Raw genomic sequence first — 23,003 nt, 5'->3', positions numbered from 1 at the left:
ATCCATCATGTGGCATTTCAAATTGTGCTTTATATCGATTAAGTATAACTATTCGTTATGTATGGTTGGGTTTTAGACAAACACTAATGACTTGATCTTGGTTCACTTTCGATTTTTTTTCGCTTGGTCCGAGTAGTGTAAGAAAAATATTATGTTAGCATTAAAATATAGATATTCTTCTTAATAACATTACTTACGATGAAAGATAGTTCTGTATATATTTTAGACTCTGACAACTTCTCTGCTTGTTTTAATCCATTCAAGCGAACGTTAGCTGTTTTTGATATGGATGTTCTGGTTATAGAGCAAGATTTAACGACTCCTGAATCAGTGATGCTTCAACTAATATGTGATGAGCATATTAACGGGCACTTGATAATATCAAGAGGTGAAATTGAACTGACAGTATGGAGCGATGCAAAAGAATTAGATCGCAGCTCAAATTTAAATCAACTTGTTTCGACCTTAAGGAAAAAGCTTAAATCTATTTTTCATAAAGATGTGCTGATAACACACCCTAGAAAAGGATATTCATTGTGTGACGATATAACTATTTCGATTGATAGTGAACGTCAAAAAGGTAGAACCGAAAATCTAGATGTTACATTGGATAAAACAGATGAGCACAATGAGGAGCTGATAGAAGAAAATAATAAGGAAATAAAATTATCACTATCACTGGCCAAGTTTAATTCTTATGTTACCCCCTTTCTTTGGTTGGTAGTGATTGTTAATATTGTAATTTCATACCCTCATATTATGAGCTTTTTATCATCAAACTCTGAAAGTAAAAGTACAATGAAATCGCAAGAAAATACTTTGTTTCTAAAGGAGCATAAAGGGGTTTACTACTTAGTGTGCGAAAATAATAAAGGAAAATTTGCCCACAACTTAGTTGTTCTCTCTGATGTCGAAAAAGAAAAAGTTGGTTTGTTATGCACAAAATAATTGCTTTAGTACTCGCGATAGTTTCAATGCTAATAGCTTACTATGTGAGGCATGTAGGCTATATCACCGATGGGAACTATGTGGCCGATGGAGAAATCCTAGCAGATGAATTCAGTTTGTCATTTAAAGAAATGATATCAATATTTGATGGGAATATAAGCTATCATTATTCGGTTGAGGGGATAAATTGTAGTTACCAAGCAGACTTATATTCATTTGGCAGTATCGAACGATATGGAAAATCAACAGTAAAAGTTGATTTCGATAAAAAAAATTTCCGAGCTACAGGTGATTGTTCAAAAAAAATTGATGACATCATGCTGGCTGTAATGGGTAAAGAATTCAAGATGGAAGTAATTTCCGTTCGTAAAGACGAGTTCTGTGTGGACGTTGATTCTGGTCCAGTGACTTGTTATAGAAAACTAAAGTAGGATTTGATTATTAACTCAAGCAGTCATATCTCAATTGCTTGAATTTATTAAGGTAAAGCCCCTCATATGAGGGGCTGTATTTTATTAGGTGCTTGTCTATTGTTTAGACTCTCTGTGTTATTTGTTGAGGTATGATTTTCATCGAAGGTAGTTCATTTGATTTTTTGAAGTTTACAATCTTAATAATGTTTCTTGAATTTTCTTTTGTGATATTACTTCAATTTTTTGTTTGGTTCTCGGTTTTAACTTGGAATATATCCATTATTCTCCTCTTTATCCTGTTTGTTTATATAACTTAACCTGATCTTTTTAGTTGTTTTTATTATCTTTTCTCTCAGCGGAATACAGGCGAACGTTCATGTTTTAGTAATGTGTCAGTATTCTGTTTTAAGCTAGTGCTGTGTGTTTTCTTTCCGTGAACGTACTTTGGTTTCGTGATATTTATGCCAAGCAGTACTAACTAGTTATTTGAATTTTTGCGTTTATTAGCTGGAGGTTGAGGGATTATAAATTTTTTAAATGAGAAAAATAATACGCGTAAAGAATTAATGGAATATTAAAGGAATAAAAATGAATAAACTAAATTTGGTTACAGCTGCTATCGTAGCGAGCTTTTCTACCGGTGCGACATTTGTTAATGCCCAAGATTTCACTCGTGTTGATGAGTCTGTAATCACTAAGGCTGAAGTAAAAGAGAGAGCAGACGGCAAGGGCCCAAAAACGTCTTATATGGAATATCAAGTGAATGAGTATCAAAAGGACAGCTCACTTGCACCAATCTCTGCTTATGTATCCAACTGGGGTCAATATGGCCGAGACGTAAATATTGCTAAGTTTGCGAACGGTTACGACAAACTTGTCCTGTCATTCTTTGGTATGTGTGGTAGTGAAATCGGTGACCCTGCGAATACCAGTGCAATTGAGTCTCTAGCTAGAATCTGTTCATATTTAGGTGCTCCTGATTACGAAGTGGTAACAACAGACGCGTGGGGTGATATGGCTACCACGGTTAATGGTGCACTATCTGATCAAGACCAAGCTAATGCTGGTAACCCTCACTGGGAATCTGAGGATGTTCTTGCACAGCGTTGGTACCAAGGTCAAAATCGTGTTGCGGGCCTTTTGGGCGCGGCCAAAAAAGCGAAAGAAGCTAATCCGGATATGGAGTTAGCGTTTAGTATTGGCGGCTGGTCATTATCAGAACCTTTCTCTGATATGGCGAAGGACCCAAAAAATAGAAAAATTTTCGTAGATAGTACGGTTCAAATTTTCAGTAACTTCCCAATGTTCAGTCAAGTTGATATCGACTGGGAGTACCCAGGAGGCGGCGGTGCTGAAGGTAACACAGAAGACGATGCTGACGGCGATAACTACGCGAAGTTAATTTCTGAACTACGTGCTGGATTAGACAACATCGGTCGTACTGATGTGAAGATTGCTATTGCGGCTGGCGCACCAAAATCTAAACTGGATGCGTCTAACCTAAAAGGTCTAATGGATGCAGGCTTAGATATCATTCACCTAATGACGTATGACTTCTTTGGTACGCCATGGGCTGAAGGACTAAATCACCACACCAACTTATACCCTTATGGTGATGCTAAGTGGTCTACTGATACGTCAGTACGCTATATGATCGAAGATCTGGGTATCCCAGCGAAGGCAATCCATATTGGTTACGCAACGTACAGCCGAAATGCAGCAAACGCTGAACTTACTAGTGAGTCACCTTTAGCTGGTACTTACTCTATGCCAACCGATGGGAACCTTGTTGGTGGCTCTTGGGAAGCAGGTGTTACTGAATGGGAAGATTTCCTAGTGAACTTCGCATCTATAGACCCTGAAAACGGTATCGAAATGGATAAGTATCCTGGATACAAGATGCTGACTGATAAAGAGGCTAATGCTGATTACTTCTATAATGAAGAGAAAAACTTCTTCCTATCGATGGACACGCCTCGTACCGCTTTCCTAAAAGCTCAATACGTGAAAGAAATGGGCTTGGGTGGTCTATTTACTTGGATGGCTGACTACGACAATGGCTTGATGCTCAATGCGGCTCGTGAAGGTATGGGTTATAAGCAAACTGCCAACGCTTCAAACATTGATATGGAAAATATCATCTATAGCTGTGGTGAAAACGTTACAACGCAGCAAGAGTGTATTGATCTAACGACCCTTGATGACAAAGTCGTAGCTGAAACTAAAGCGGAAGCCGGTTCGGATATTGTTGCTGAGTTAGTGTCAGGTTCTAGTGTCAAGCTCGATGGTAGTGATTCTACAAGTGCATCAGGTGAGCTCACATACAAATGGACTAAAGGTAAGGTCACAGGCATTGATAAGTCGCAGGTTAAGTTACGTCGTGCGAAGACTGCTCAACCAGAAATTGTTATCAGTGACGCATCAGGAGCTAAGCGCCTAGTGACTATTGAGCCAAAGTTGGTTGTTACAGATGCTAAGGGCAATAAGTCTTCTGACAAGGTGAAAATTACTCTAGCTGGAGATAATGCCGACCCAATTGCTGAAGCAAAAGGCAAACAAAATATTGTTCGCGGTGATCTTTTAACACTGAACGGCAAGAAATCTTCTGATCCGGATGGCGATAAATTAACGTATCAGTGGAAGCAACTTGAAGGTGAAACACTACCGTTACCAAATAATGGCAAGCGTAAAGTTATTAAGCTTGAAACTGACGTTCTAAAAAATATCGATCAGAAACTTGTTTTCTCATTGACGGTAAGCGACGGCCTTGCTGAGTCGACAGACACAATCACGATCAATGTATCTGCGAATACTGAAGACAATGTTGCTCCACAGGGTGTAATTCAAGTTAAAGGTGAAAAAGTTGTAGGTAAGCAGGTGACACTAGATGGCACTAAGTCTACAGATGATGGGGTAATCACTGACTATCGCTGGAGTGTGAGCAACCCTCAAGGAAGCTCTGTAGTACTGGATGGGGAATCTTCATCTACTGCTCAGTTCATTCCTAAAGTGGAAGGGGCGTACAACGTATCGCTAGTCGTGGTTGATGACTTAGGTACTTCGGCAAGTACAAGCCAAAGCTTTACAGTAGAGGCTGCGCCGGTATTACCAGGCTATCCAACTTACGTTCCTGGCAACAACTACAAGCCTGGTGATCGAGTAATTGCTTCTGGCACTGTTTATGAGTGTGAGAAGTATGAAACTTGGTGTTCTAATGCAGCTTATGCGCCAACGGGAATTTACGGTGACCAAGCATGGATCACAATTGGCGACTCTGGCAATGGTAACGGTGATGGTGGCGATAAAACGCCAGGCGATTACCCTGATTTTAAAGTAGGTAATACCTATGCCGCTGGTGATAAAGTGACTCACAATAGCCGCAACTTTAGCTGTAAGGTTTCTGGTTGGTGCTCAGCATCTCAAGATCAACAATGGGCTTATGAACCAGGTGCTGGATTATATTGGGAACAGGCTTGGGATGAAGTCGACTAATTAGTTGTTAGTTATTACGTTTTCATAATTTATGCCTGAGATAAGAATGCGCCCTCTTTGATAGAGGGCGTAAGTTTTTGTCAGCAATCTTTCGCTAAATTTTTTTGTTTCTATTGAAGTTGAGTGGACGAGCATTGGTTGATTTTAATTTATAAATCGCATGATCTGAGTTGGGTTTTTGAAAGCAAGTTGCTGAATTTGTTGCTAAGTGGTTATATATTTGCGCTCAAATAATTGAGAGTAATAATGATTCGAGCATCAAACTTTAAGCGAACTATGCTAGTAGCAAGTGCCCTGAGCTGGGTGCTTGTAACATTGATGCCTGTGATTAATGCCCATGGCGCCAGCGCTGGTGTATGGGCAACTCTTTGTACTATCAATGGTTTTGAACTGGTACAAGTTGAGGAAGGTAAGGCTGACGTTCAGCACAGCAAGCCTTGTCCATTTAGTCACTTTTCGATTTTTCATCAAGATTCTTTTCCAACACCCACATACATAAGAAAGACCTCGTTAGCGATTGGGGATCAATACACTTATTTGGCTCTAAGTGATAGGTTTCAGATTGCTATCCCAAGAGCGCCCCCATCTAGTTTGCTTACTTAAATTTCAATAAAACAATAGGCGAATTGCCACGAAGTAAAGTCAAAGCTCAACGACTCATCTTGAATCACTTCAAGAGGGGCGTTTTTGCGCACAAAAAGGAATATGAAATGTTGGGTAGTCAAGTTCAGACTCATCCTAAGGATGGCGCACGCGCGTCACAAGGTGAAAAGAAAGGTAAAGCTAGGTATTTCCTCGTATGGAGATGGCACTTTTATGCGGGACTGTTTGTTATCCCGTTTATGTTGATGTTAAGTGTTACTGGCTTAGTGATGCTGTTTGATGATGAGATTGAGGAACTTCGATACGGCGCACTCATTAACATCGAGCCTCAAAGTACTCAAGTAGCGGTATCCACGCAGCTTGAGGCAGTTCAAAAAGCTTATCCATCAGCGGTGATAACTCAGCTCATCGTGACAGGCAGCAAGGAGCAAGCGAATCGATTTAATGTTCGACTAGAAAATGGAAAATCTCTATTTGTAACAGTCAATCCATATGATGCTGAAGTGCTTGGTGAGATTGATCGTAGTGACAGCTGGTATCAATTGGCCAATGAGATTCATGGCACGTTGTTGATTGGCCAGTGGGGGGATTACCTGATAGAGGTATCTGCTAGTTTAGGTATCCTGTTATTAGTAAGCGGTATTTATTTGTGGATTCCGCGAGATAGCGCAACGAAAGTGGGGTTTCTCCGAATTCGAACCAACAGTGGCACCCGAACACTTATAAAAGATATACATACGAATCTGGGTGGTACCTTATCCGTGATACTACTACTATTTTTGCTGTCGGGCCTTGCATGGGCTGGCGTATGGGGCGCTAAGATGGTTCAAGGATGGAATACATTTCCAACTTACTATACGTGGGGAGATAAGCCGCAATCTACGCAACTGCATAAACATCTAAACCATGGTAGTGAGGAAGAAATGCCATGGAATCTAGAACTGGCAGCCGTTCCTGAGTCTTCAGGTCACCATGGCGGTCATCAAACAGAAAATGATCTTACTCAATATCATTCGGATGACTCGATAAGTGTTGATGCTATTGCACTAAAAGCTGAGCAGTTAGGTCTAACCCAATACCGAATCTACTTACCTCAGTCAGAAACGGGCGTGTATACAATCGCAGCTAATTCTATGGCCGGAGATGTGATAGACCCGCGCTTAGATAGAACGGTACACGTTGATCAATACAGTGGCCAAACATTGATTGATGTGACGTGGGATGATTACACGGTAGTGGCGAAGCTAATGGCTGCTGGTGTCTCTTTACATCAAGGCGACTTAAGTCCGGTGAATAAATGGCTTAATGTCTTTTTCTGCATTGCTTTTATCGCCATCTCTGTGACAGGGGCTTGGATGTGGTGGATTCGAAGACCGGTGAAGCAGAGTAGACTGGGTGTACCACCACGCTTTGAACTAGATGGTATATGGAAAGTGGGTTTAGGGTCATTGCTCTTGGTTGGGGTGTTATTTCCATTAGCTGGAGTGACGATTATCGTCGCCATGTTGTTCGATACGCTGCTGATTCAAAAGAGTCAACGATTGAAAGCCTATATGCGTTAACTCTTTGATTTAACATGAAAGTGGCGATTCTATTTGTTGTGAATTTCCACTTTTTTACCTGAGCTCAAGTATTGGTTGAGAGCCGTTAGCTCGGTACCATAATGCGACCAAGATTAATGAATTAGTATTAATATTGAAAGCTGAATTGCTCCCACCATTAGCGTACACTCCTGTGGGAATGCTCCTATATTGACGGCTGCTGGTTAAGACCTCGTTAAAAAGTACTTGGCTAAATTCGTCGTCAAATAGAGAACTGAAAGCAAACGCAGCTTTATGGCTAAGTACCTGAGGGTTTTCAATAGTTTTACCTGCTGGGCTCACACTGGTCCAAGGCTTGCCGTAATAGTAAATGTTATTGTAGGCAAACCATGGGTTTTTGTTCATTGCGTCTTCAGCATAACTGGTGACTTTGTTTTGAGTAATCCAAACAAACTTATGAAGCTGATAGATTTGATTTAGCTGACTCCAATCTGGGTTTTGCTCATACTCTAGGCTGGCTAGGAAGTAAGGATCACTCGTTAAAAATGGTACGTTTCGAGTATCAATTTGTATATCGATATCTTCTACATTGACGGTCTTTAGGTGCTTATTTAAATCTGGTAAGTCGACAGGCAAATTGAATAGCTCGAATCCTTTTGCCGCGTACTGAAGATAACCATTTCTTCCTTCTTGGCGATAGTACTCCTTGCCCTTATATACATTTGCACCGAAAAGAGTTCCATCGTTAACCGCTTTGCTGAGTTGCCAATTGCTGACAACAGTCGCGACCTCATCGATCAAATCTGGATGTTGCTGACAAACGATTTTTAACCAAATTAAAAGTCGACCGATATCTAGTGCCGACCATCCACTGCCGTTACTTTTGCTCGAACTCAACCGACCAGAAGACTCTCCAGTCTTGGTGCTGTACTCTCGATTGGGCAGGGTATCTTTGTATAAGGGAAGGGTTTGCAAAGTGGTTAACGTTTTTCGCAAGTCATAGTGAGTTTGGGACGTCGTTCGTAGGCCAAGAGCTTCCATAGCAAGCAGAGCTCCAATTCCGCTGGCCACATCCCACATGGTAGTATGGGGGTACCCTTGCACAGAGTCCCAAAGCCCTGTTTCTGTGCGCTCATTTCGAAGGAAGTAGTATTGTGCTTTCTTGGCAAGTAGAAGCTCATTACGATTTAATGCTCTCTGTACATCCAGTGCTGGCCGATGTTGAGTCAAATCATGAGGTATTGTGTCATCGGTTTTGTGGTCGGCTAACTCATCTTCAATTCTAGGAGCAATAACTCGACGGTGAAAAGTTGTTGTTTCTTGTGTCTTGGGTGTTGGAGCAATGACATTTCGCTGACCGTAAAAGCTCAACTCATCTTCACTCCTCATAGGAGTGCTTACAAAGATAAGCGTAATCGCGAGCATACAAGCACTATGTTCGATCAGTTTCAATATTGTCCACCAAGTGCAATTTGAAGCATATTTGACATAACGTAATGATAATACAAGATTTCGTGACTAACCTAACTGATCACTCATATTTTGAATTAAGGTTGTTGATGATAAATTGAACAATTATCTTGTGGCTTGTACGTAAAAACTGTTAGACTTATTGCATAACAACGGACAGAACTGGCTAAACGGACTTGAATTTAGTTTGGGTAGTATTTGTTATGTTGAAATTCTTTGATTTCGTGTCTGAGTTAGGTTTTGAAGTACCTAAGCATCTTTCTTTTCTAGCATCGGATCCAAAACCGTTCCAATATGCGCAACCTTCTTATTCACTTGAAGAAGGTGCGAAACAGCGTATTCATCAATATCTAAGTTCAAATGTTTGGACTCGCGCGAGTTACGGAGCGCTGAGCAATGTCGATATTGCTATCGCATTTTCTTTTGGTGACAGCGACGACGTGAATGTAGAGCTCGCGACTCAAGTCGAAAGAGTATTTCAATGCGCACCACAATTAGACTTGTATTTGCAACAGGAAGTGGCTTGTCATGTAAAAGACATTCCATATATTTCTATCAAGAATGCCCAATATCAGACTACTACTGATGTTGCACGGTATGCCTTGAACAATCATGGTAAAGCTCGTGTGTTAGTGATTGCACAGTCGTGGCATGCTCAACGGTGCATCGACACTTGTGAAGAGTTAGGTCTTAATGTCGTTGCATTACGTGTTGTCGATGGTTTTCCCTCGCAAGACCCACAACCTTGGGTAAGAAATCCTATTAATTGGATTATCAAAGAAAGCTTTCGCGACGAAGCGACAGGTTATGAGATAAGTGAACGCTTTAATCTAGTTTAGTGTTCACTCAATATGTTGTATTCGAACTATGAGCTAAACACACTGGAATTCTCTAAAGCAGCAGAAAAAATGTCTATACTCAAATAATAATTATATGCAACAGTATGAGTTGGTTGGGTATGGCAGATCTGATAAGCAGTCCGTTCGAGGCTGTGAAGAAAGAAAGTTGGGCGGCACTTGGCTTTAGCATGGGGATCAACCTGTTGGTTCTTGCCGTCCCTATATATAGTTTACAGCTGTTTGATCGAGTGATGAACAGCGCAAGTATTGAAACACTATTCGCTCTTTTAGCGATAACGCTGTTCTTAGTCACATCACAAGCGCTATTAGAATATATACGAACATTATTAATGCAGCGCTCGGCGCTTAAGCTTGACACGCAACTGAGCGGTCATTTACTTGCGATGAGTGTTGCTTCTTCGTCTCAATCAAATCGAATAGACAAACAACCGATACAAGATCTCAATACCCTCCGAAATTTTTTAGTTTCTCCCTCGACGTCATCCATTTTGGATCTTCCGTTCACCCCGTTTTTTCTATTATTGCTTTTTTTCCTCCACCCATACATTGGAATAGTAGCGTTGGTAGGGGTGTTACTTTTTTCACTGCTTGCAGTGGTGATGATGGTTGGTGGCAAATCAGTCAGCGTGGCCGCTCAGCAAGAGGCTGGAAAAGTTGCTATGGAGATTAATGATTATTTAAGGAATGCGCCGACGTTAAAAGCGATGGGTATGAGTCAGGCGATAGGGGAGGTCTGGGAAGAAAAAAATCATCAAATGCTTAAACTTCAATGGCTAGTAAATTCAAGGGTTGGCTTATTGCTGGCATTAAGCCGGTATTTTCGAACACTGCTCCAGATCGTAGTGCTAACTTTCGGTGTTTATCTCGCGCTGCAACAACAAATTGGGCTAGGTGCTGTTATCGCGAGCTCTATACTGATCGGTAGAGTATTAAGCCCCTTTGAAAGCGCAGTGAGTGGGTGGAAGCTATGGTATAGCGCATATCAGGCATGGCAACGACTCACCGAGAATATTGAGGTTCAAAATAAAACCCAGAGAACAATGTTGCCTATGCCAAAAGGGGACATTGAGTTTAACAATGTCATGCTTAAGTTTCCCCAGGCTAAATCTCCAACCTTACAAGGAATCAATTTCAAGTTGGGGGCGGGTAATGCGCTAGCAATCATGGGGAACTCAGGCTCCGGAAAATCGAGTCTAGCGTCGCTACTTATGGGTATTCACAAGCCGACTTTGGGTGAGATCAAGATAGATGGCGCGACGGTTGAAAAGTGGGACCAAGCACAATTTGGTCAATACATTGGTTACTTACCTCAACATGTTGGGTTGCTAGCGGGCACGGTAAAGCAAAATATCGCTAGATTTGGATCTGGAGAGGACGAAGATGTTATTGCCGCGGCGAAACTTGCCTGTATACATGAACTTATTATGGCCTTGCCTGAGGGGTATGAAACTTACATCGGAGAAGGAGGTGTCCTGTTATCTGGTGGACAGAAACAGAGAATCGGTCTGGCGAGGGCAATTTTCTCTAACCCAAGAGTTCTTGTTTTAGATGAGCCCAACTCAAACTTAGATCCAGAAGGGGAAACCGCCTTAGCGATTGTTCTTCAACACTGTAAAGAGCACAAAATAACGGTAGTCATGATATCTCATAGGCCCGGCTTTTTAAGGCAAATGGATTGGGTGATTAGCCTTAAAGAAGGCAAAGTTGAAAAAGCAGGTACTTGTGAACAGTTTTTGGGCTTGCAAGCCAATACGTCCGACCGAGCAAAGCAGGCGGCGGTTCCGTCTAGCCAGCAAGCTTAAGGAGCCTAAATATGAATGGAACATTTAGTACCAAGAAGCTGATTATTGCTGGTATCTCGATTATGGCTATCTCCATCGGTGGTTTTCTCACTTGGTCGATGACAATGCCGTTGAGTTCAGCCTCGGTCGCCAAAGGGAATTTAGTTGTCGAAAGTAAACGGAAACAAATCCAACATTTACAAGGTGGTTGGGTCAAACAGATTTTCGTCAAAGATGGCGAAAAGGTCGCAGTTGGGCAATTGCTGGTAGAGCTTTCCGACGCAAAATCTGAATCTGATTATCGACGTTACCTCTATAGAAGTTATTCATTGCTGGCTCAAAAAGCACGGCTTAATGCACTGCTAAGTCAGTCTCAGCAAGTTGTATGGCCAAAAGAGCTCACAAACCTTCAAGATCAAACGTTGATCGTTTCGCCTATTTTACGTAGTGAAAACGTGCAGTTTGAGCAGGGGATGTTACGTCGTCAGCTTATTCAGTCGCTGTACGAGCAAAAGCTAACGCTCTATCGTGAAAAGATTCAGGGAAATCAGTTTCAAATGAAAGCAATTACTTCCCAGCGTGATCTAATCTATCAAGAAATCGAGATGACGAAAGGGCTGGTGGCTAAAGGCTATGTGTCAAAAACGCGTATGCTTGAGCTTCAACGGCACTATGCACGTATTGAGGCAGAGTTAGCGGAAATTAAAGTCACTATTGATGTATCTAAACGTGAGTTAGAGTCACTACATAAAACCTTTGAGAGTCAGCTTTTAGAACTAGAGCGGGATTATTCTGGACAGTTAAAGTCGGTCAATGATGAGCTCCGAGATATTGCACAAGTACTCAGTCAAGTTGAAGATGTTCGGTCAAGAATTCAAATTCGAAGTGAGTTTGCTGGCCGTGTGGTTGGTTTGAATATTTCCAGTGTTGGTGGGGTAGTAAAACCTGGACAAGTGCTAATGGAAATCGTCCCTGAAAGTGACGAATTGATTGTTGAAGCTATCGTCCCTCCAAAAGACATCGACATCGTGCGCGCTGGTCAACATGCGCGAGTTAGATTGACCGCATATAGTGCAAGAGAAGTTCCTCCTGTTCTAGGTGAAGTCATAGATGTGTCTGCCGATAGAGTGTTGAATGCAGGGGATACGGCTAAAAGTGAACATGGTTACTTGGTAAAGATCCGCTTCAACAAGGAAGACTTAGCGTCCTTACAAGCGACGCAAGGCATCGAGCTGTATCCAGGCATGTTGACGGATGTATTGATTCTGGTCGAAGAAAGAACCTTGTGGGATTACTTAATTGGGCCAATTACTAGCGGTGTCAGTCAGGCCATGAGGGAATCATAATGCATGAATCAATGGTGTTTTGGTTGAGCTTTTATGGCTGTTTTTTCTTGCTTGCCACATATGTGGGATATCGCACGGATAATCTCGTTGCAGGAATGCTTTTGGGCTATGTTCTGGGGCCAATCGGATTAATTATTTTACTGTTTAGCAGCAATCGAAAATATGGTCGCTGTCCACACTGTGCCGCTAAAGTTCATAAGAAAGCATACTTTTGCCATAGTTGTGAACAGAAATGCTACAAACAGTTGGTATAGGGGGAGCTATGAGTAAACACACGGCGGTTTTAGCCACTTTGTTTATTGCTGCTGCTTTGACGGCAAGCTATCTAGGATATCGTTATGCCATAGTTGCAGGCCTACTGACTGATGTGTCAACTGAAAGAGATAAGCTAACAAAGGTCATTCAAGACCTAACTGGTGAACTGACGGAAGTAGATCAGGCTAGGTTGATTGAGCAATCGCATTACACTCAGACGTTAAGCAATAAAGAACAGCAGATCGAAACTAAAGATGTGAAGATTGCTGAGCTGACGGCATTGCTGGCGGTGGCTGAAAAAAATGCCATGACGTATCGCTCTAGATACATGTCAGAGAAGAAAGTCGCTTCCAATGCCCAGGTATCTTTAAGTCGTGCGCTTGAAGAAGAAAAGAGAACTCTGGAAGCTAAGAATAAAGAGAAACTGGCAAACCAATTATCGGAGTTAGAAGGGGAGTATTCTGCTCAAGCAGAGAAGGCTGAGTCAGAGAAACGAGTCGATGAGTTGATGACGGACTTTGCATCTTTGCAGGTTGATCTTGATGTGATAAATACCTGTGACAAAGCCTACTTAGAGCGATACGGAGAGGCCAAAAGTATGTTGAGCCACATGCGTACGTATATCCAAAAAAGCAGCTTGAGCCAAGATTACTACTATTTTGTGATTTCTAACGACGCGCTATTGGCTAGGAAAACGCGAGAGATTTGTATAGAGAATTAAAGCGTTAGCCAATTATCTTTGACTCAAAATAAACCCGCTCAATTGAACGGGTTTTATTTATATTGATGAACTATTTGAACGTTTAAGTTAAAGCCCGCAATTCAACAGCGGGCTTTATCATTCGCATTATACTTCGGTAGAGTCTGGGAATTGGATATTGCCACTATCTAAGTCACTCCAGATAACCACCTCTTGGCCTGCATCATTTTCAAAGCGATAGCCGTATAGCGAGCCAGTATCAATGTTACTTGATTGATAGATACTCTCTAGGTCACTGCTCATTTCGACATGGCTTTCTGTCAATTGCCAGCCCCAACCAGAAACGTCTATGTTACTCGCCCCTGTACAGACAAATTGGCCAGCGGTATCGCCCGCTGTATTGTTCGCGGCGATTTTATCTAGCGCGAGAGACAATTCCGTATCACTTGAGTTAATTTGCACACCCTCGAGTTCTTGGAACGCATTGTGTGTCATATCAATCATCTGAGATTGGTTATCGCTGTTAACCAACAATACATCAAAGTCAGAGCCGCCACTGAAGTGAACTACGTTATTTTCACCAGTATTGAGTTCATTGGAGTCAAAGACGAGTTGGTCGTTACCGGCGCCGCCATAGAGTCTGTCAACACCATCACCACCGTCTAGAATGTCGTCACCTACTTGGCCATAGAGCACATCGTTACCAGCATCACCTGATAGTCGGTCATTGCCAACACCGCCATCTAAGGTATCTGCATTGTCATTTCCGCTTAACACATCGTTGCCTTCACCACCTGAAACATAGTCTTCACCTGAGCCACCAGCAATAGTGTCGTTACCTTCTGCACCGTAAAGCATATCATTACCTCCATTCCCTGAAAGTGAGTCGTTTCCGTCTTCACCAAATACGGTGTCGTTGCCTCCGCCACCTTGAAGAGTATCGCTGCCGCTTCCTCCCCATAAGGTGTCATTACCAGAATCACCTTTAAGTTTGTCGTTGCCCTCGTCACCGTAAAGTGTATCGTTACCTGAGCCCCCTGACAGGTAATCGTCACCGGCACCGCCTTTCAATGTGTCAGTGTCGTTCTGACCCCAGAGAGAATCGTTACCTTCACCCCCTTCAAGCTGGTCATCACCAGAACCACCGTAAAGTTTGTCACTATCAGCGCCACCAAAGAGTTGGTCTGAACCTGATCCAGCTGAGAGGGTATCGCTACCTTCGTCACCGTGTAGTATGTCTGAACCACCGCCGGTAGTGATGTTGTCGTTCCCTTCATTGCCGGAAATGGTATTGGTACCCGCATTAATCGTAATGCTGTCGTTACCTAGACCGCCTTTAACTTGGTTTGTACCGCCCTCGATTGATATAGAGTCATTGCCCTCACCTCCATCAATGACGTTTGAGCCAGAACCAGTTACGGAAATAGTATCTTGTCCATCACCGCCGGAGATATTGTTGTTGTCACCTGATGCTGTGATTGAATCGTTGTCGGCACCACCGTCAATCGTATTGGAGCCTGCGCCTAGGACAGAAATAGTATCGCTGCCGTCTCCATCGAGTACTGTGTTGCTTGCACCGCTGAGTTTGATGTTGTCAGCACCTTCACCGCCATCTACTGTATTGTTGTCCGAGCTGTCTTCGATGTAATCAGAGCCGGAGCCACCGAGTAGGGTGTCAGCGCCTGAACCGCCAAGAAGAATATCATCGCCAACGTCGCCAGATAGGGTGTTGGTTCCTCCTTCAGCAAGAAGCTTGTCGTCACCTTCACCACCATAAAGAGCGTCATTACCTGTGCCGGAGTAGAGTTGGTCGTCACCTTTGTCACCAAATAGTGAGTCATTGCCAGCGCCACCAAAGATTAGGTCATTGTCGTCACCGCCAGAAACCGTATCATTCCCTTCACCAGCATCGATTAAGTCTTCACCTTGGTTACCAGATAGGTCGTCATTACCTGATGCACCGTAAAGCGTGTCGTTACCTTTGCCACCCGTCGCGGTATCAGCGCCCGAGCCACCGAATAGGGTGTCTTCACCTTCGCCGAGAGAAATTTGATTATCACCAGCTTCGCCGTAGACGGTGTCATCGCCAATACCTGCATCAACATTATCCCTGCCATCACCAGCATAGAGAGTATCGTCACCTGCAGCCCCAGTGATGGTATCGTCATCAGCGCCACCATATAGGGTATCGCTAGCGTTACTACCGATAAGGGTGTCATTGCCTTCACCACCGAAGATGTTGTGGCTTCCGGTTGCGGCAGCGGTGAGCGTATCGTTACCTTGTTCGCCTAAAATGGTATCTTGACCATCGTCGGTAATAATGTCATCACCATCACCCCCAGCGATAAAGTCGTAGCCAGCGCCGCCAATCAGTTCGTCGTTACCGGCTCCACCAAATAGAGCATCATTACCGGCACCGCCTTGAACTATGTCATCACCAGAGCCCGCGTCGATATGGTCATCACCAGCACCAGCTTCAATACTGTCGTTACCATCGCCTGCAAAGGCTTGGTCATTACCTTCACCTAAGTCCACTGTATCGGCATTGATACCACCATAAACAATATCGTCTCCTAGGCCCGTGGAAATAGTGTTTTTACCTGACTCACCATAGACGGTATCTGCGCCTTCACCAGTGTCGATTTGGTCGTTACCTGACCCCGCAAACACAGTATCCGCACCTTGCCCTGAGCTGATAACGTCATCCCCGGCGCCGCCAGACAATAGGTCGTCTTGAAGTGCACTGATAAGGCGATCATTACCGTCTTCACCATAGATTTCACTTCGCCCTGTGCCGCCGTCTAGAATATCGTCACCTTGGCCACCGACTAGAACGTCATCGCCCGCATCACCAAGAAGAACATCATTACCTTTGTCGCCAATGAGTGTGTCGTTACCTTCACCGCCAGTGATAGAGTCGTCACCTTCACCACCGAATGCGACGTCGTGGCCAAGCCCAAGGTTTATGTTGTCATCTCCGCTGTTCCCTTCAACGATATCGTCACCAGCATTTGCAGTTATGGTGTCGTTGTCAGAGCCGCCGTACAATTTATCGCTCTCTGTCGAGCCAATTAAGGTGTCTTCGCCAGACCCACCATAGAGCTCACTCGCATTGAGGCCCGCTTCAATAGTGTCATTGCCTGCTTCACCAAAGAGCTGGTTATTACCAGAGTTACCTGTGATGGTATCGTCTCCGGCTCCTGAAAATATTTGGTCGTTACCTGCACCAGCTTGGATCGTATCGTCTCCACCTCCGGTAAAGGCTTTGTCGTGGCCTTCACCTAGCTCGACGTTGTCTACACCGCTGCCAGAAAAAACAGTGTCGTGGTCAGTACCCGTTGAGATGGTATTGTCGCCGTCACCAGCATAGACAGTATCGTGACCTTCGGCTGTGTCGATAGAATCGCTGCCAGATCCCGCATACATGAGATCATCACCAGCGCCAGAAGAAATGGAATTGTCACCGTCGCCTGCATAAATTGTGTCGTGGCCAGTACTTGTATCAATATTGTCGTTCCCAGCGTCGGTGTAGACGGTGTCATCTCCAGACGCTGTTGAAATGGTATTATGGCCTGTTTCGCCGTAAACCGTATCCGCACCGTCACCGGTATCAATTATGTCATCGCCAGACCCCGCAAATACTTGGTCATCACCAGCGCCAGTTGTAATGGTATCAACCCCTTCATTGGCGTGAATAATGTCATCGCCTTCGCCTCCATCAATGGTGTCATTACCTTCACCACCGAATAGTTGGTCGTTACCTGTGCCACCAATTAAGGTATCGTCACCAGAATCACCGAAGAGGGTATCGTGCCCTTCGCCGCCTGAAAGGGTATCGTCTCCGAGTTCACCAACTAGGGTGTCGTGTCCTTCTCCGCCTGAAACTTGGTCATTGCCGTCGCCACCGAGTAACAGGTCATTGCCTTGTGCACCAGAGATTGTGTCAGAACCAGCACCACCTAAAACAAAGTCATCGCCTTCACCTGCGAGAATATGATCGTCGCCTTCTTCGCCGTGAATCTCGTCGTTGCCACTGTTGCCTTCTAGATAATCGCTGCCTTTACCCCCGAATAGCTTGTCGTTGCCTTCACCACCGTATAATTGGTCTGTCCCATCATCGCCGATTAAGGTGTCGTCCCCAATTCCACCGTGTAAGGTATCGTCACCCAGTTCTCCCATAAGGAGATCATTTCCTTCGCCTCCATGGATTTCATCTGTCCCATCTGAACCGAGTAAGGTATCGTTGCCAGTGTCTCCATAAAGCGTATCGTCTCCGCTACCACCAACCAGTACGTCGTCACCTGAACCGCCATGAAGTGAGTCATCGTTGATGTCACCATCAAGGAAGTCATTACCAGAGCCACCATAAATGGTATCGTTACCTTGCTGACCTTTTAGAATGTCGTCTCCGGTACCCCCGTCAATGGTATCGTCGTATATATTACGAACTTGGATATCCATATCGGTGAGTGAGGTAATCGGTTGGTTTGATTGATCTAAAAATCGGAAAGTGACTTCACCATTGCCGACAATAGAGGATTCAGGAATATCTATGTCGACATCGATAGTCCCATCCGCATTCACTTGAACTAATTGAGTGGCAATGATAGTGCCTTCCTCATCTGTTAATTCAACCGTAATGGCGTCATAGTCAGAAAAGCCTGCTGCAGATGTTGAAGTGTTTACGGATTGGTTGACAGCAAAATTATCGAGCTTTATTGAATGGGACGTTTGTTGTCCATCAGATTTCTGTTCAAATTCATAGACAGTATGACTCGTTCCCCATGAGTCATCGCCTTGAGCCACATCAGGATTAGCTTGAGTGAGTTCATACTCGACATCACCAAGAACGGTATCAGCTCCCTCTCCCGTTTTTATCGTGTCGCTACCTTCACCGGCAGCAACGAAGTCGTTCCCACCTAATGTTTCTATATCATCGTTACCTGCGCGGCTGTTGACAGAATCGTCTTGTGCAGTGCCTACAATAACGTCATCGTGTTTAGTACCTTCCATGAGATTTCTCCTAGCCATTACTTAAGTTAAACCAACAAGCGGATTTATTATTGAAATAGCATTTATGATGCCAGTTTCATATTTTGTTGTTATAGGTAAAGATTAGACTCGTTCTGCAGGATTACCACGAAAGTTTATACGTCCTTATGGAATAAGGGCTAAAAGGCGAAGCTAAAGGCTATTGTGATAGCCCCATCTTTAAAGCGGCCGGTGTCTTGTCCTCTTTCTGATTTATTCCAACGATTCCCAGAATAATTGTTATATTGCAAAGTGATGGTACCAGGTCGCCAGTCAAAATAGCCGAAACCATAGGTATAGTCTGGGTTCCAAGGCTGTTGTTGGGATTTATCAAAATAGTAAAACGCGGTTCCATTAATATACCAATTGCCAAAAATAGAATATTTGCATCCTAAGCTGACGGTTTGGTGGTTTTTCATATAGGAGATCGTTGCCAAATCGAAGAATTCGGGGGTGAGGTTATAGTCAAATTGACAGCCAATGGCACCATCGTCTGTAAAGCTTAACCAGTCTAAGAGGGGAGAGGTAATAGGGAACTTCCAACCAAGCGCCCATGTTCCTTGATCAAACTCAGTTATCTTCTGACCGGGCTCAGGGTTGAAACGATTTCCACCATAGTTGGAGTAAACCAAACTAAAAGTATATGGTCGCCAATCGCTATAGCCGAAGACATAAGTAAAGTCTGGATTCCAATCTTGTTTCTGGTCTTTATCCCAATAGTAGTAAACCGTTCCAGACACAAACCAGCTACCAGCGATGGTGTATTTGAGTGAGAGTGTGGATGTGATGTTGTGGTTCGCTGGCCCTTGCGTACTGCCTGCTGGAATATTGGCAGATTCTGTCTGAGCGATGGGGTGGTGATACCCGATATTGCCACTTAAACCATCGAATAGCTCTTTATCTTGCCAATCTTGAAATGGAAATTCAAAAGAGCTGCTAACCCCTTTCCACACTTCATCTAAAGGAGATTCGTCGTGAGAAACGGGTGATGGCGCTGTTTCATCAGTGACGAATACGTTTTCTTTAGGCTGTGGGGCATGTTGAGCTGTATTGGCAAGATAATTATCCGCCGTACTCACATTTGGCATTGTGAGCAAAGGAAGGACAAGTATTAGACGTAGTGTTTTTGTCATATTTAACAGTAAGCCAAACGTTATAGTGTTATCAGAAGCACAACTAATCGATAAGATGTAGAAATTGTTAAGAAACTATTTGCATTGCCACTGATTGAGTCTAACCTAAAGCTATAAAGCCTGCGAACGAAAAGCTGAAAATATATTTGGCAAGTTATTGATTTGTGAGGCAGCGTCAGGGTAGTCAATTAAGGTTAGGGATGAACAAGATTCTTTTAGTAGATGACAACCGAACTATACTTATCTATATGAGTTCGGTCCTCAAAAAGAGGGGCTACATCGTCCATACTGCAAAAAGTGGTAAGGAAGCATTAGCTGTTCTAGTCGAATCGGATGACATCCAGTTCGTGCTTAGCGACTGGATGATGCCTGGTATGAGTGGGGTTGAGTTATGCCAACATTTGAAATCAGGAAACCTTAATCGCTATATCTTTTTCGTACTACTCTCTTCTAAAGGCGATGAACAGTCGATCATAAGTGGCATTGACGCTGGCGCGGATGACTTTGTTGATAAAAAAACGTCCGTTGATGAACTTGAAGCTCGTATTCGAGCGGGCTTTAGAACCTTAGCGCTTCACAACGAGCTAGTCGAAAAAAATAGACAACTTGATGAAGCGTTCGACACCATCAAAGGCGACCTTGATTCTGCGAGTGAGCTTATTCGACATATTTTGCCTAAAACCTATTCCTTCTCCTGTGTTGAGTTGAGCTATATCTCGATACCCAGCGCCCAGATTGGTGGTGACATGCTCGGGTATATGCAGCTTGATCAAGAGCATGTCGCGTTCTATTTACTTGATGTTGCGGGTCACGGTGTGTCATCAGCTCTGATGTCGTTCTCAGTGCAAACGAGCTTAGCTGTCACTAGTGGAGATTCTGCAATTGTCTTGAATAACATTGACGGTCGTAAAGAAATCGCCAGTCCAGAAGAAGTTATTAGCAAGCTCAATCAAATGTACATGAGTGGGGATAGCAATGTTCTCTACTTCACTATGATTTACGCAGTATTAAACACACAAACAGGTTTAATGTCTTATTGCTGTGCGGGACATCCACCATTGGTGTGGTATCACGGTTCCAGCGGTCAGGCGGAGCTAATCGGCCATGACAATTTTGTCGTGGGCGCTTTTGAAGATGTCGAGTATCAATCTTCAATTATTCAGTTGGAACCAGAAGATAAAATTTGGTTTTACTCGGATGGAATTACAGAAGCAGAACAGAGTGGCCAACAGTTTTCTGAAGACGGGCTACGCAGTGCCATCGAAAGTCTAAATAAGTATCCAACCCAACAACAAACAGAGATTCTCGTCAACCAAGTACGTGATTGGCAACATTCTGAGTGCTTTGATGATGATGTCAGTGTGTTGGTCGCGGAATGGAAAGGGCCTCTAAAAGGAGATGCAGAATGCAATATGAAATTAGTAAACAAGGCAACAGCACAATTCTTCAAATAACGGAAGAACGTTTTGATGCCAAGTTAGCCCCAGAGTTTCGAGCTGAAATAGAAACACTGATTCCGAAATTGTCTGACAATTTGGTGTTGGATATTCAAAGTGTCCGTTTTATGGATAGCAGTGGTTTGGGGGCCGTAATGGGTGTCTACAAGCTTCTGAGAGATAAGAACATTAGTGTTGCTAATGCTCAACGTCCAGTTCTTGACTTGTTTAAATTAACTCGCATGGATCGTCTGATTAAAACGTATGAGAGTGTAGACGAAGCTTTGGCAACAGCTGTTTAAGGGGGCGTTATGAAGGGAATGATTTTGGCCGCTGGGAAGGGAACCCGCGTTCGCCCTATTACTCAGTCTATCCCAAAGCCAATGATTCCAATACTGGGTAAGCCAGTGATGGAGTCAATGATAGAGCTATTTGCGCAGCATAATATAAATAAAATAGTTATTAATACCAGCCATTTAGCAGAAGTCATCGAAGGGTATTTCGGTGATGGTCATCATTTTGATGTACAACTTTCTTATTCTTATGAGGGTGAGCTCATCGACGGGGAATACCACAGTCAGGCTCTTGGCTCTGCTGGTGGAATGCAAAAAATTCAACAGTTCTCTGGTTTTTTTGACGAAACGTTTGTTGTTGTTTGTGGTGATGCGTGGATTGACTTAGACCTTTCAGAAGCCGTTCGTCAGCACAAAAAAAATGGTGGCATAGCAACCATCATTACAAAGAACGTCCATATCGATGAAGTTGAGAAGTATGGCGTAGTGGTGACCAACGAAAAAGGTCAGGTCACGAGTTTCCAAGAGAAGCCTTCAAAAGAAGATGCTCTCTCGACAAAAATTAATACCGGTATTTACATCTTTGAACCTGCAATCTTCGACTATATCCCCAAAGAAGGTGAATACGATATTGGTAGCGAACTCTTTCCTAAGCTCGTTGAAGAGCATGTCCCATTCTATGCGGTCGATATGAGCTTTCAGTGGCTTGATGTGGGTAATATCACCGACATTTGGAGCGTCACTAGGGACATTTTAGAAGGTAAAGTCCCGGGCTACCGGATCCCTGGAACTCAGGTTAAAGCCGGAGTTTGGGTTGGTATCAATTCTGTGGTTGATCTAGATAGCTGTGATATTAGGCCGCCAGTCGTTATTGGGAGTGGTTGTAAAGTCGAGCCAGGAGCAAAGTTACTAGGCCCAGCATTAATCGGAGCGAACTGCCAGCTTGACAGTGGCTGTATTGTTGAGGAATCCCTGATTTTTGACTACATACAAGTGCACTCTAGCAGCCATGTGAAGTACCAAACCATTTTTGGCAACTATTGCATTGGTCATGATGGCAAATCAAACGATGATCTTGAATGGCACAACTTACGTTCTCATGGGAACCACAACCGTGTGACAGACATTTTAAAAACCATTTAACAGAGTAGGGACACGATACATGTTAACGAATGAAAGTGAACTATTTGAACAGGTATACCCAAGCTCACTCGATGCTTCTAGGCAAGCTGCTGAGGCGCTAAATGAGTACTGGTCGAAGATTGGAGTGTCCCCTGGTTTAGCTACTCAGTTAGAACTATGTATTGTTGAGATGGTAAACAATGCGTATATCCACGCATATAAAGAAGTTGAAGGGAAGGATGTCACCGTTCGTTGCCAACTCACGCAAGAATCAAACAAAGCAAATCTATCGCTAGAGGTCCTTGATGAAGGGGAGAGTATGACCTCTAATGACTTTCAAAAAGCGATGTCGAATGACTTTTTGGAAGCGGACCCTAGTGATGAGAGTACTTGGGAAACGTCGGGGCGAGGGTTCTTGATTGTGTCGAGTTTAATGGATGAAGTGACGCTAAGTTCTGAGCAAGGAATAAATCGATTTGTGCTTACTAAACAACTTGAGGAGAGTGAATTAATGGACACGACACTTTCTTCCTAAGTAAAGGAGTTCCACCAAGAAGTTTGGCTAGAGAAAAGAATAAT

At 43.5% G+C, this 23,003-nt stretch carries 16 protein-coding genes; 13 read left to right on the top strand and 3 right to left on the bottom strand.

What is annotated here, in order from left to right:
- Window positions 1-198: 198 nt before the first annotated feature.
- From AAFX28_RS01505 to AAFX28_RS01485, 5 genes are all read left to right on the top strand, one after another.
- Entirely contained in the window at window positions 199-948 is a 750-nt protein-coding gene (locus AAFX28_RS01505) for a helix-turn-helix domain-containing protein (protein WP_408684989.1), read from the top strand.
- Entirely contained in the window at window positions 936-1,379 is a 444-nt protein-coding gene (locus AAFX28_RS01500) for a hypothetical protein (protein WP_408684988.1), read from the top strand. Before AAFX28_RS01505 ends, AAFX28_RS01500 begins: the two co-directional genes overlap by 13 nt.
- Window positions 1,380-1,949: 570 nt before the next feature.
- Window positions 1,950-4,853, top strand: a complete 2,904-nt coding sequence (locus AAFX28_RS01495) for a glycosyl hydrolase family 18 protein (protein ID WP_408684986.1) — start codon at window positions 1,950-1,952, stop codon at window positions 4,851-4,853.
- Between the two features lie 246 nt (window positions 4,854-5,099).
- Window positions 5,100-5,456, top strand: a complete 357-nt coding sequence (locus tag AAFX28_RS01490; protein ID WP_408684985.1) for a hypothetical protein — start codon at window positions 5,100-5,102, stop codon at window positions 5,454-5,456.
- A gap of 107 nt (window positions 5,457-5,563) precedes the next feature.
- Entirely contained in the window at window positions 5,564-7,018 is a 1,455-nt protein-coding gene (locus AAFX28_RS01485; protein ID WP_408684983.1) for a PepSY-associated TM helix domain-containing protein, read from the top strand.
- A gap of 54 nt (window positions 7,019-7,072) precedes the next feature.
- On the opposite strand, the gene AAFX28_RS01480 is transcribed toward AAFX28_RS01485, so the two are convergent.
- The gene (locus AAFX28_RS01480) at window positions 7,073-8,449 is read right to left on the bottom strand and encodes a DUF3131 domain-containing protein (protein WP_408684981.1); all 1,377 of its coding nucleotides are present in this window, start codon (window positions 8,447-8,449) and stop codon (window positions 7,073-7,075) included.
- Window positions 8,450-8,670: 221 nt separating this feature from the next.
- Here AAFX28_RS01480 and AAFX28_RS01475 point away from each other — a divergent pair, with 221 nt between their 5' ends.
- The 4 genes from AAFX28_RS01475 to AAFX28_RS01460 all read left to right on the top strand — a co-directional run bounded on the left by AAFX28_RS01475 (window position 8,671) and on the right by AAFX28_RS01460 (window position 13,430).
- Window positions 8,671-9,306 (top strand): hypothetical protein, encoded by a 636-nt coding sequence (locus tag AAFX28_RS01475; protein WP_408684979.1) that lies wholly within the window; start codon window positions 8,671-8,673, stop codon window positions 9,304-9,306.
- A gap of 119 nt (window positions 9,307-9,425) precedes the next feature.
- Complete coding sequence (locus AAFX28_RS01470) at window positions 9,426-11,129, top strand: type I secretion system permease/ATPase (RefSeq protein ID WP_408684977.1); 1,704 nt, start codon at window positions 9,426-9,428, stop codon at window positions 11,127-11,129.
- An 11-nt stretch (window positions 11,130-11,140) separates the two neighbouring features.
- Complete coding sequence (locus AAFX28_RS01465) at window positions 11,141-12,454, top strand: HlyD family type I secretion periplasmic adaptor subunit (protein ID WP_408684976.1); 1,314 nt, start codon at window positions 11,141-11,143, stop codon at window positions 12,452-12,454.
- Between the two features lie 262 nt (window positions 12,455-12,716).
- Window positions 12,717-13,430 carry a hypothetical protein gene (locus tag AAFX28_RS01460; protein WP_408684975.1) on the top strand — a complete coding sequence of 238 codons (714 nt, stop codon included), beginning with the start codon at window positions 12,717-12,719 and terminating at the stop codon, window positions 13,428-13,430.
- 126 nt (window positions 13,431-13,556) lie between these two features.
- On the opposite strand, the gene AAFX28_RS01455 is transcribed toward AAFX28_RS01460, so the two are convergent.
- Both AAFX28_RS01455 and AAFX28_RS01450 read right to left on the bottom strand, forming a co-directional pair.
- The gene (locus tag AAFX28_RS01455; protein WP_408684973.1) at window positions 13,557-18,422 is read right to left on the bottom strand and encodes a beta strand repeat-containing protein; all 4,866 of its coding nucleotides are present in this window, start codon (window positions 18,420-18,422) and stop codon (window positions 13,557-13,559) included.
- Window positions 18,423-18,580: 158 nt separating this feature from the next.
- Window positions 18,581-19,573, bottom strand: a complete 993-nt coding sequence (locus AAFX28_RS01450; protein WP_408684972.1) for a hypothetical protein — start codon at window positions 19,571-19,573, stop codon at window positions 18,581-18,583.
- 200 nt (window positions 19,574-19,773) lie between these two features.
- Between AAFX28_RS01450 and AAFX28_RS01445 the strand changes: the two genes are divergently transcribed.
- Genes AAFX28_RS01445 through AAFX28_RS01430 form a run of 4 tightly spaced genes read left to right on the top strand, consistent with a single transcriptional unit; the run spans window position 19,774 to window position 22,959 of the window.
- Complete coding sequence (locus AAFX28_RS01445; protein ID WP_408684970.1) at window positions 19,774-21,027, top strand: PP2C family protein-serine/threonine phosphatase; 1,254 nt, start codon at window positions 19,774-19,776, stop codon at window positions 21,025-21,027.
- Window positions 20,979-21,311 (top strand): anti-sigma factor antagonist, encoded by a 333-nt coding sequence (locus AAFX28_RS01440; protein ID WP_408684968.1) that lies wholly within the window; start codon window positions 20,979-20,981, stop codon window positions 21,309-21,311. The genes AAFX28_RS01445 and AAFX28_RS01440 overlap by 49 nt, the downstream gene beginning before the upstream one ends.
- A 9-nt stretch (window positions 21,312-21,320) precedes the next feature.
- Window positions 21,321-22,445: a sugar phosphate nucleotidyltransferase gene (locus AAFX28_RS01435; protein WP_408684966.1), complete on the top strand. Its 1,125-nt coding sequence runs from the start codon at window positions 21,321-21,323 to the stop codon at window positions 22,443-22,445.
- Between the two features lie 19 nt (window positions 22,446-22,464).
- Entirely contained in the window at window positions 22,465-22,959 is a 495-nt protein-coding gene (locus tag AAFX28_RS01430) for an ATP-binding protein (protein WP_408684964.1), read from the top strand.
- The last annotated feature ends 44 nt before the right edge of the window (window positions 22,960-23,003 follow it).

The sequence above is a fragment of the Vibrio sp. TBV020 genome, from assembly GCF_046056895.1.
In the GTDB taxonomy this organism is placed as follows: domain Bacteria; phylum Pseudomonadota; class Gammaproteobacteria; order Enterobacterales; family Vibrionaceae; genus Vibrio.
This window is presented reverse-complemented; position numbering and strand designations above follow the sequence as displayed.

Coding starts and splice junctions, on each gene's coding strand:
- AAFX28_RS01440 (WP_408684968.1), top strand. CDS start 20,979: ATGCAATATGAAATTAGTAAACAAGGCAACAGCACAATTCTTCAAATA.
- AAFX28_RS01450 (WP_408684972.1), bottom strand. CDS start 19,573: ATGACAAAAACACTACGTCTAATACTTGTCCTTCCTTTGCTCACAATG.
- AAFX28_RS01490 (WP_408684985.1), top strand. CDS start 5,100: ATGATTCGAGCATCAAACTTTAAGCGAACTATGCTAGTAGCAAGTGCC.
- AAFX28_RS01445 (WP_408684970.1), top strand. CDS start 19,774: ATGAACAAGATTCTTTTAGTAGATGACAACCGAACTATACTTATCTAT.
- AAFX28_RS01465 (WP_408684976.1), top strand. CDS start 11,141: ATGAATGGAACATTTAGTACCAAGAAGCTGATTATTGCTGGTATCTCG.
- AAFX28_RS01460 (WP_408684975.1), top strand. CDS start 12,717: ATGAGTAAACACACGGCGGTTTTAGCCACTTTGTTTATTGCTGCTGCT.
- AAFX28_RS01430 (WP_408684964.1), top strand. CDS start 22,465: ATGTTAACGAATGAAAGTGAACTATTTGAACAGGTATACCCAAGCTCA.
- AAFX28_RS01455 (WP_408684973.1), bottom strand. CDS start 18,422: ATGGAAGGTACTAAACACGATGACGTTATTGTAGGCACTGCACAAGAC.
- AAFX28_RS01495 (WP_408684986.1), top strand. CDS start 1,950: ATGAATAAACTAAATTTGGTTACAGCTGCTATCGTAGCGAGCTTTTCT.
- AAFX28_RS01485 (WP_408684983.1), top strand. CDS start 5,564: ATGTTGGGTAGTCAAGTTCAGACTCATCCTAAGGATGGCGCACGCGCG.
- AAFX28_RS01475 (WP_408684979.1), top strand. CDS start 8,671: ATGTTGAAATTCTTTGATTTCGTGTCTGAGTTAGGTTTTGAAGTACCT.
- AAFX28_RS01470 (WP_408684977.1), top strand. CDS start 9,426: ATGGCAGATCTGATAAGCAGTCCGTTCGAGGCTGTGAAGAAAGAAAGT.
- AAFX28_RS01435 (WP_408684966.1), top strand. CDS start 21,321: ATGAAGGGAATGATTTTGGCCGCTGGGAAGGGAACCCGCGTTCGCCCT.
- AAFX28_RS01505 (WP_408684989.1), top strand. CDS start 199: ATGAAAGATAGTTCTGTATATATTTTAGACTCTGACAACTTCTCTGCT.
- AAFX28_RS01500 (WP_408684988.1), top strand. CDS start 936: ATGCACAAAATAATTGCTTTAGTACTCGCGATAGTTTCAATGCTAATA.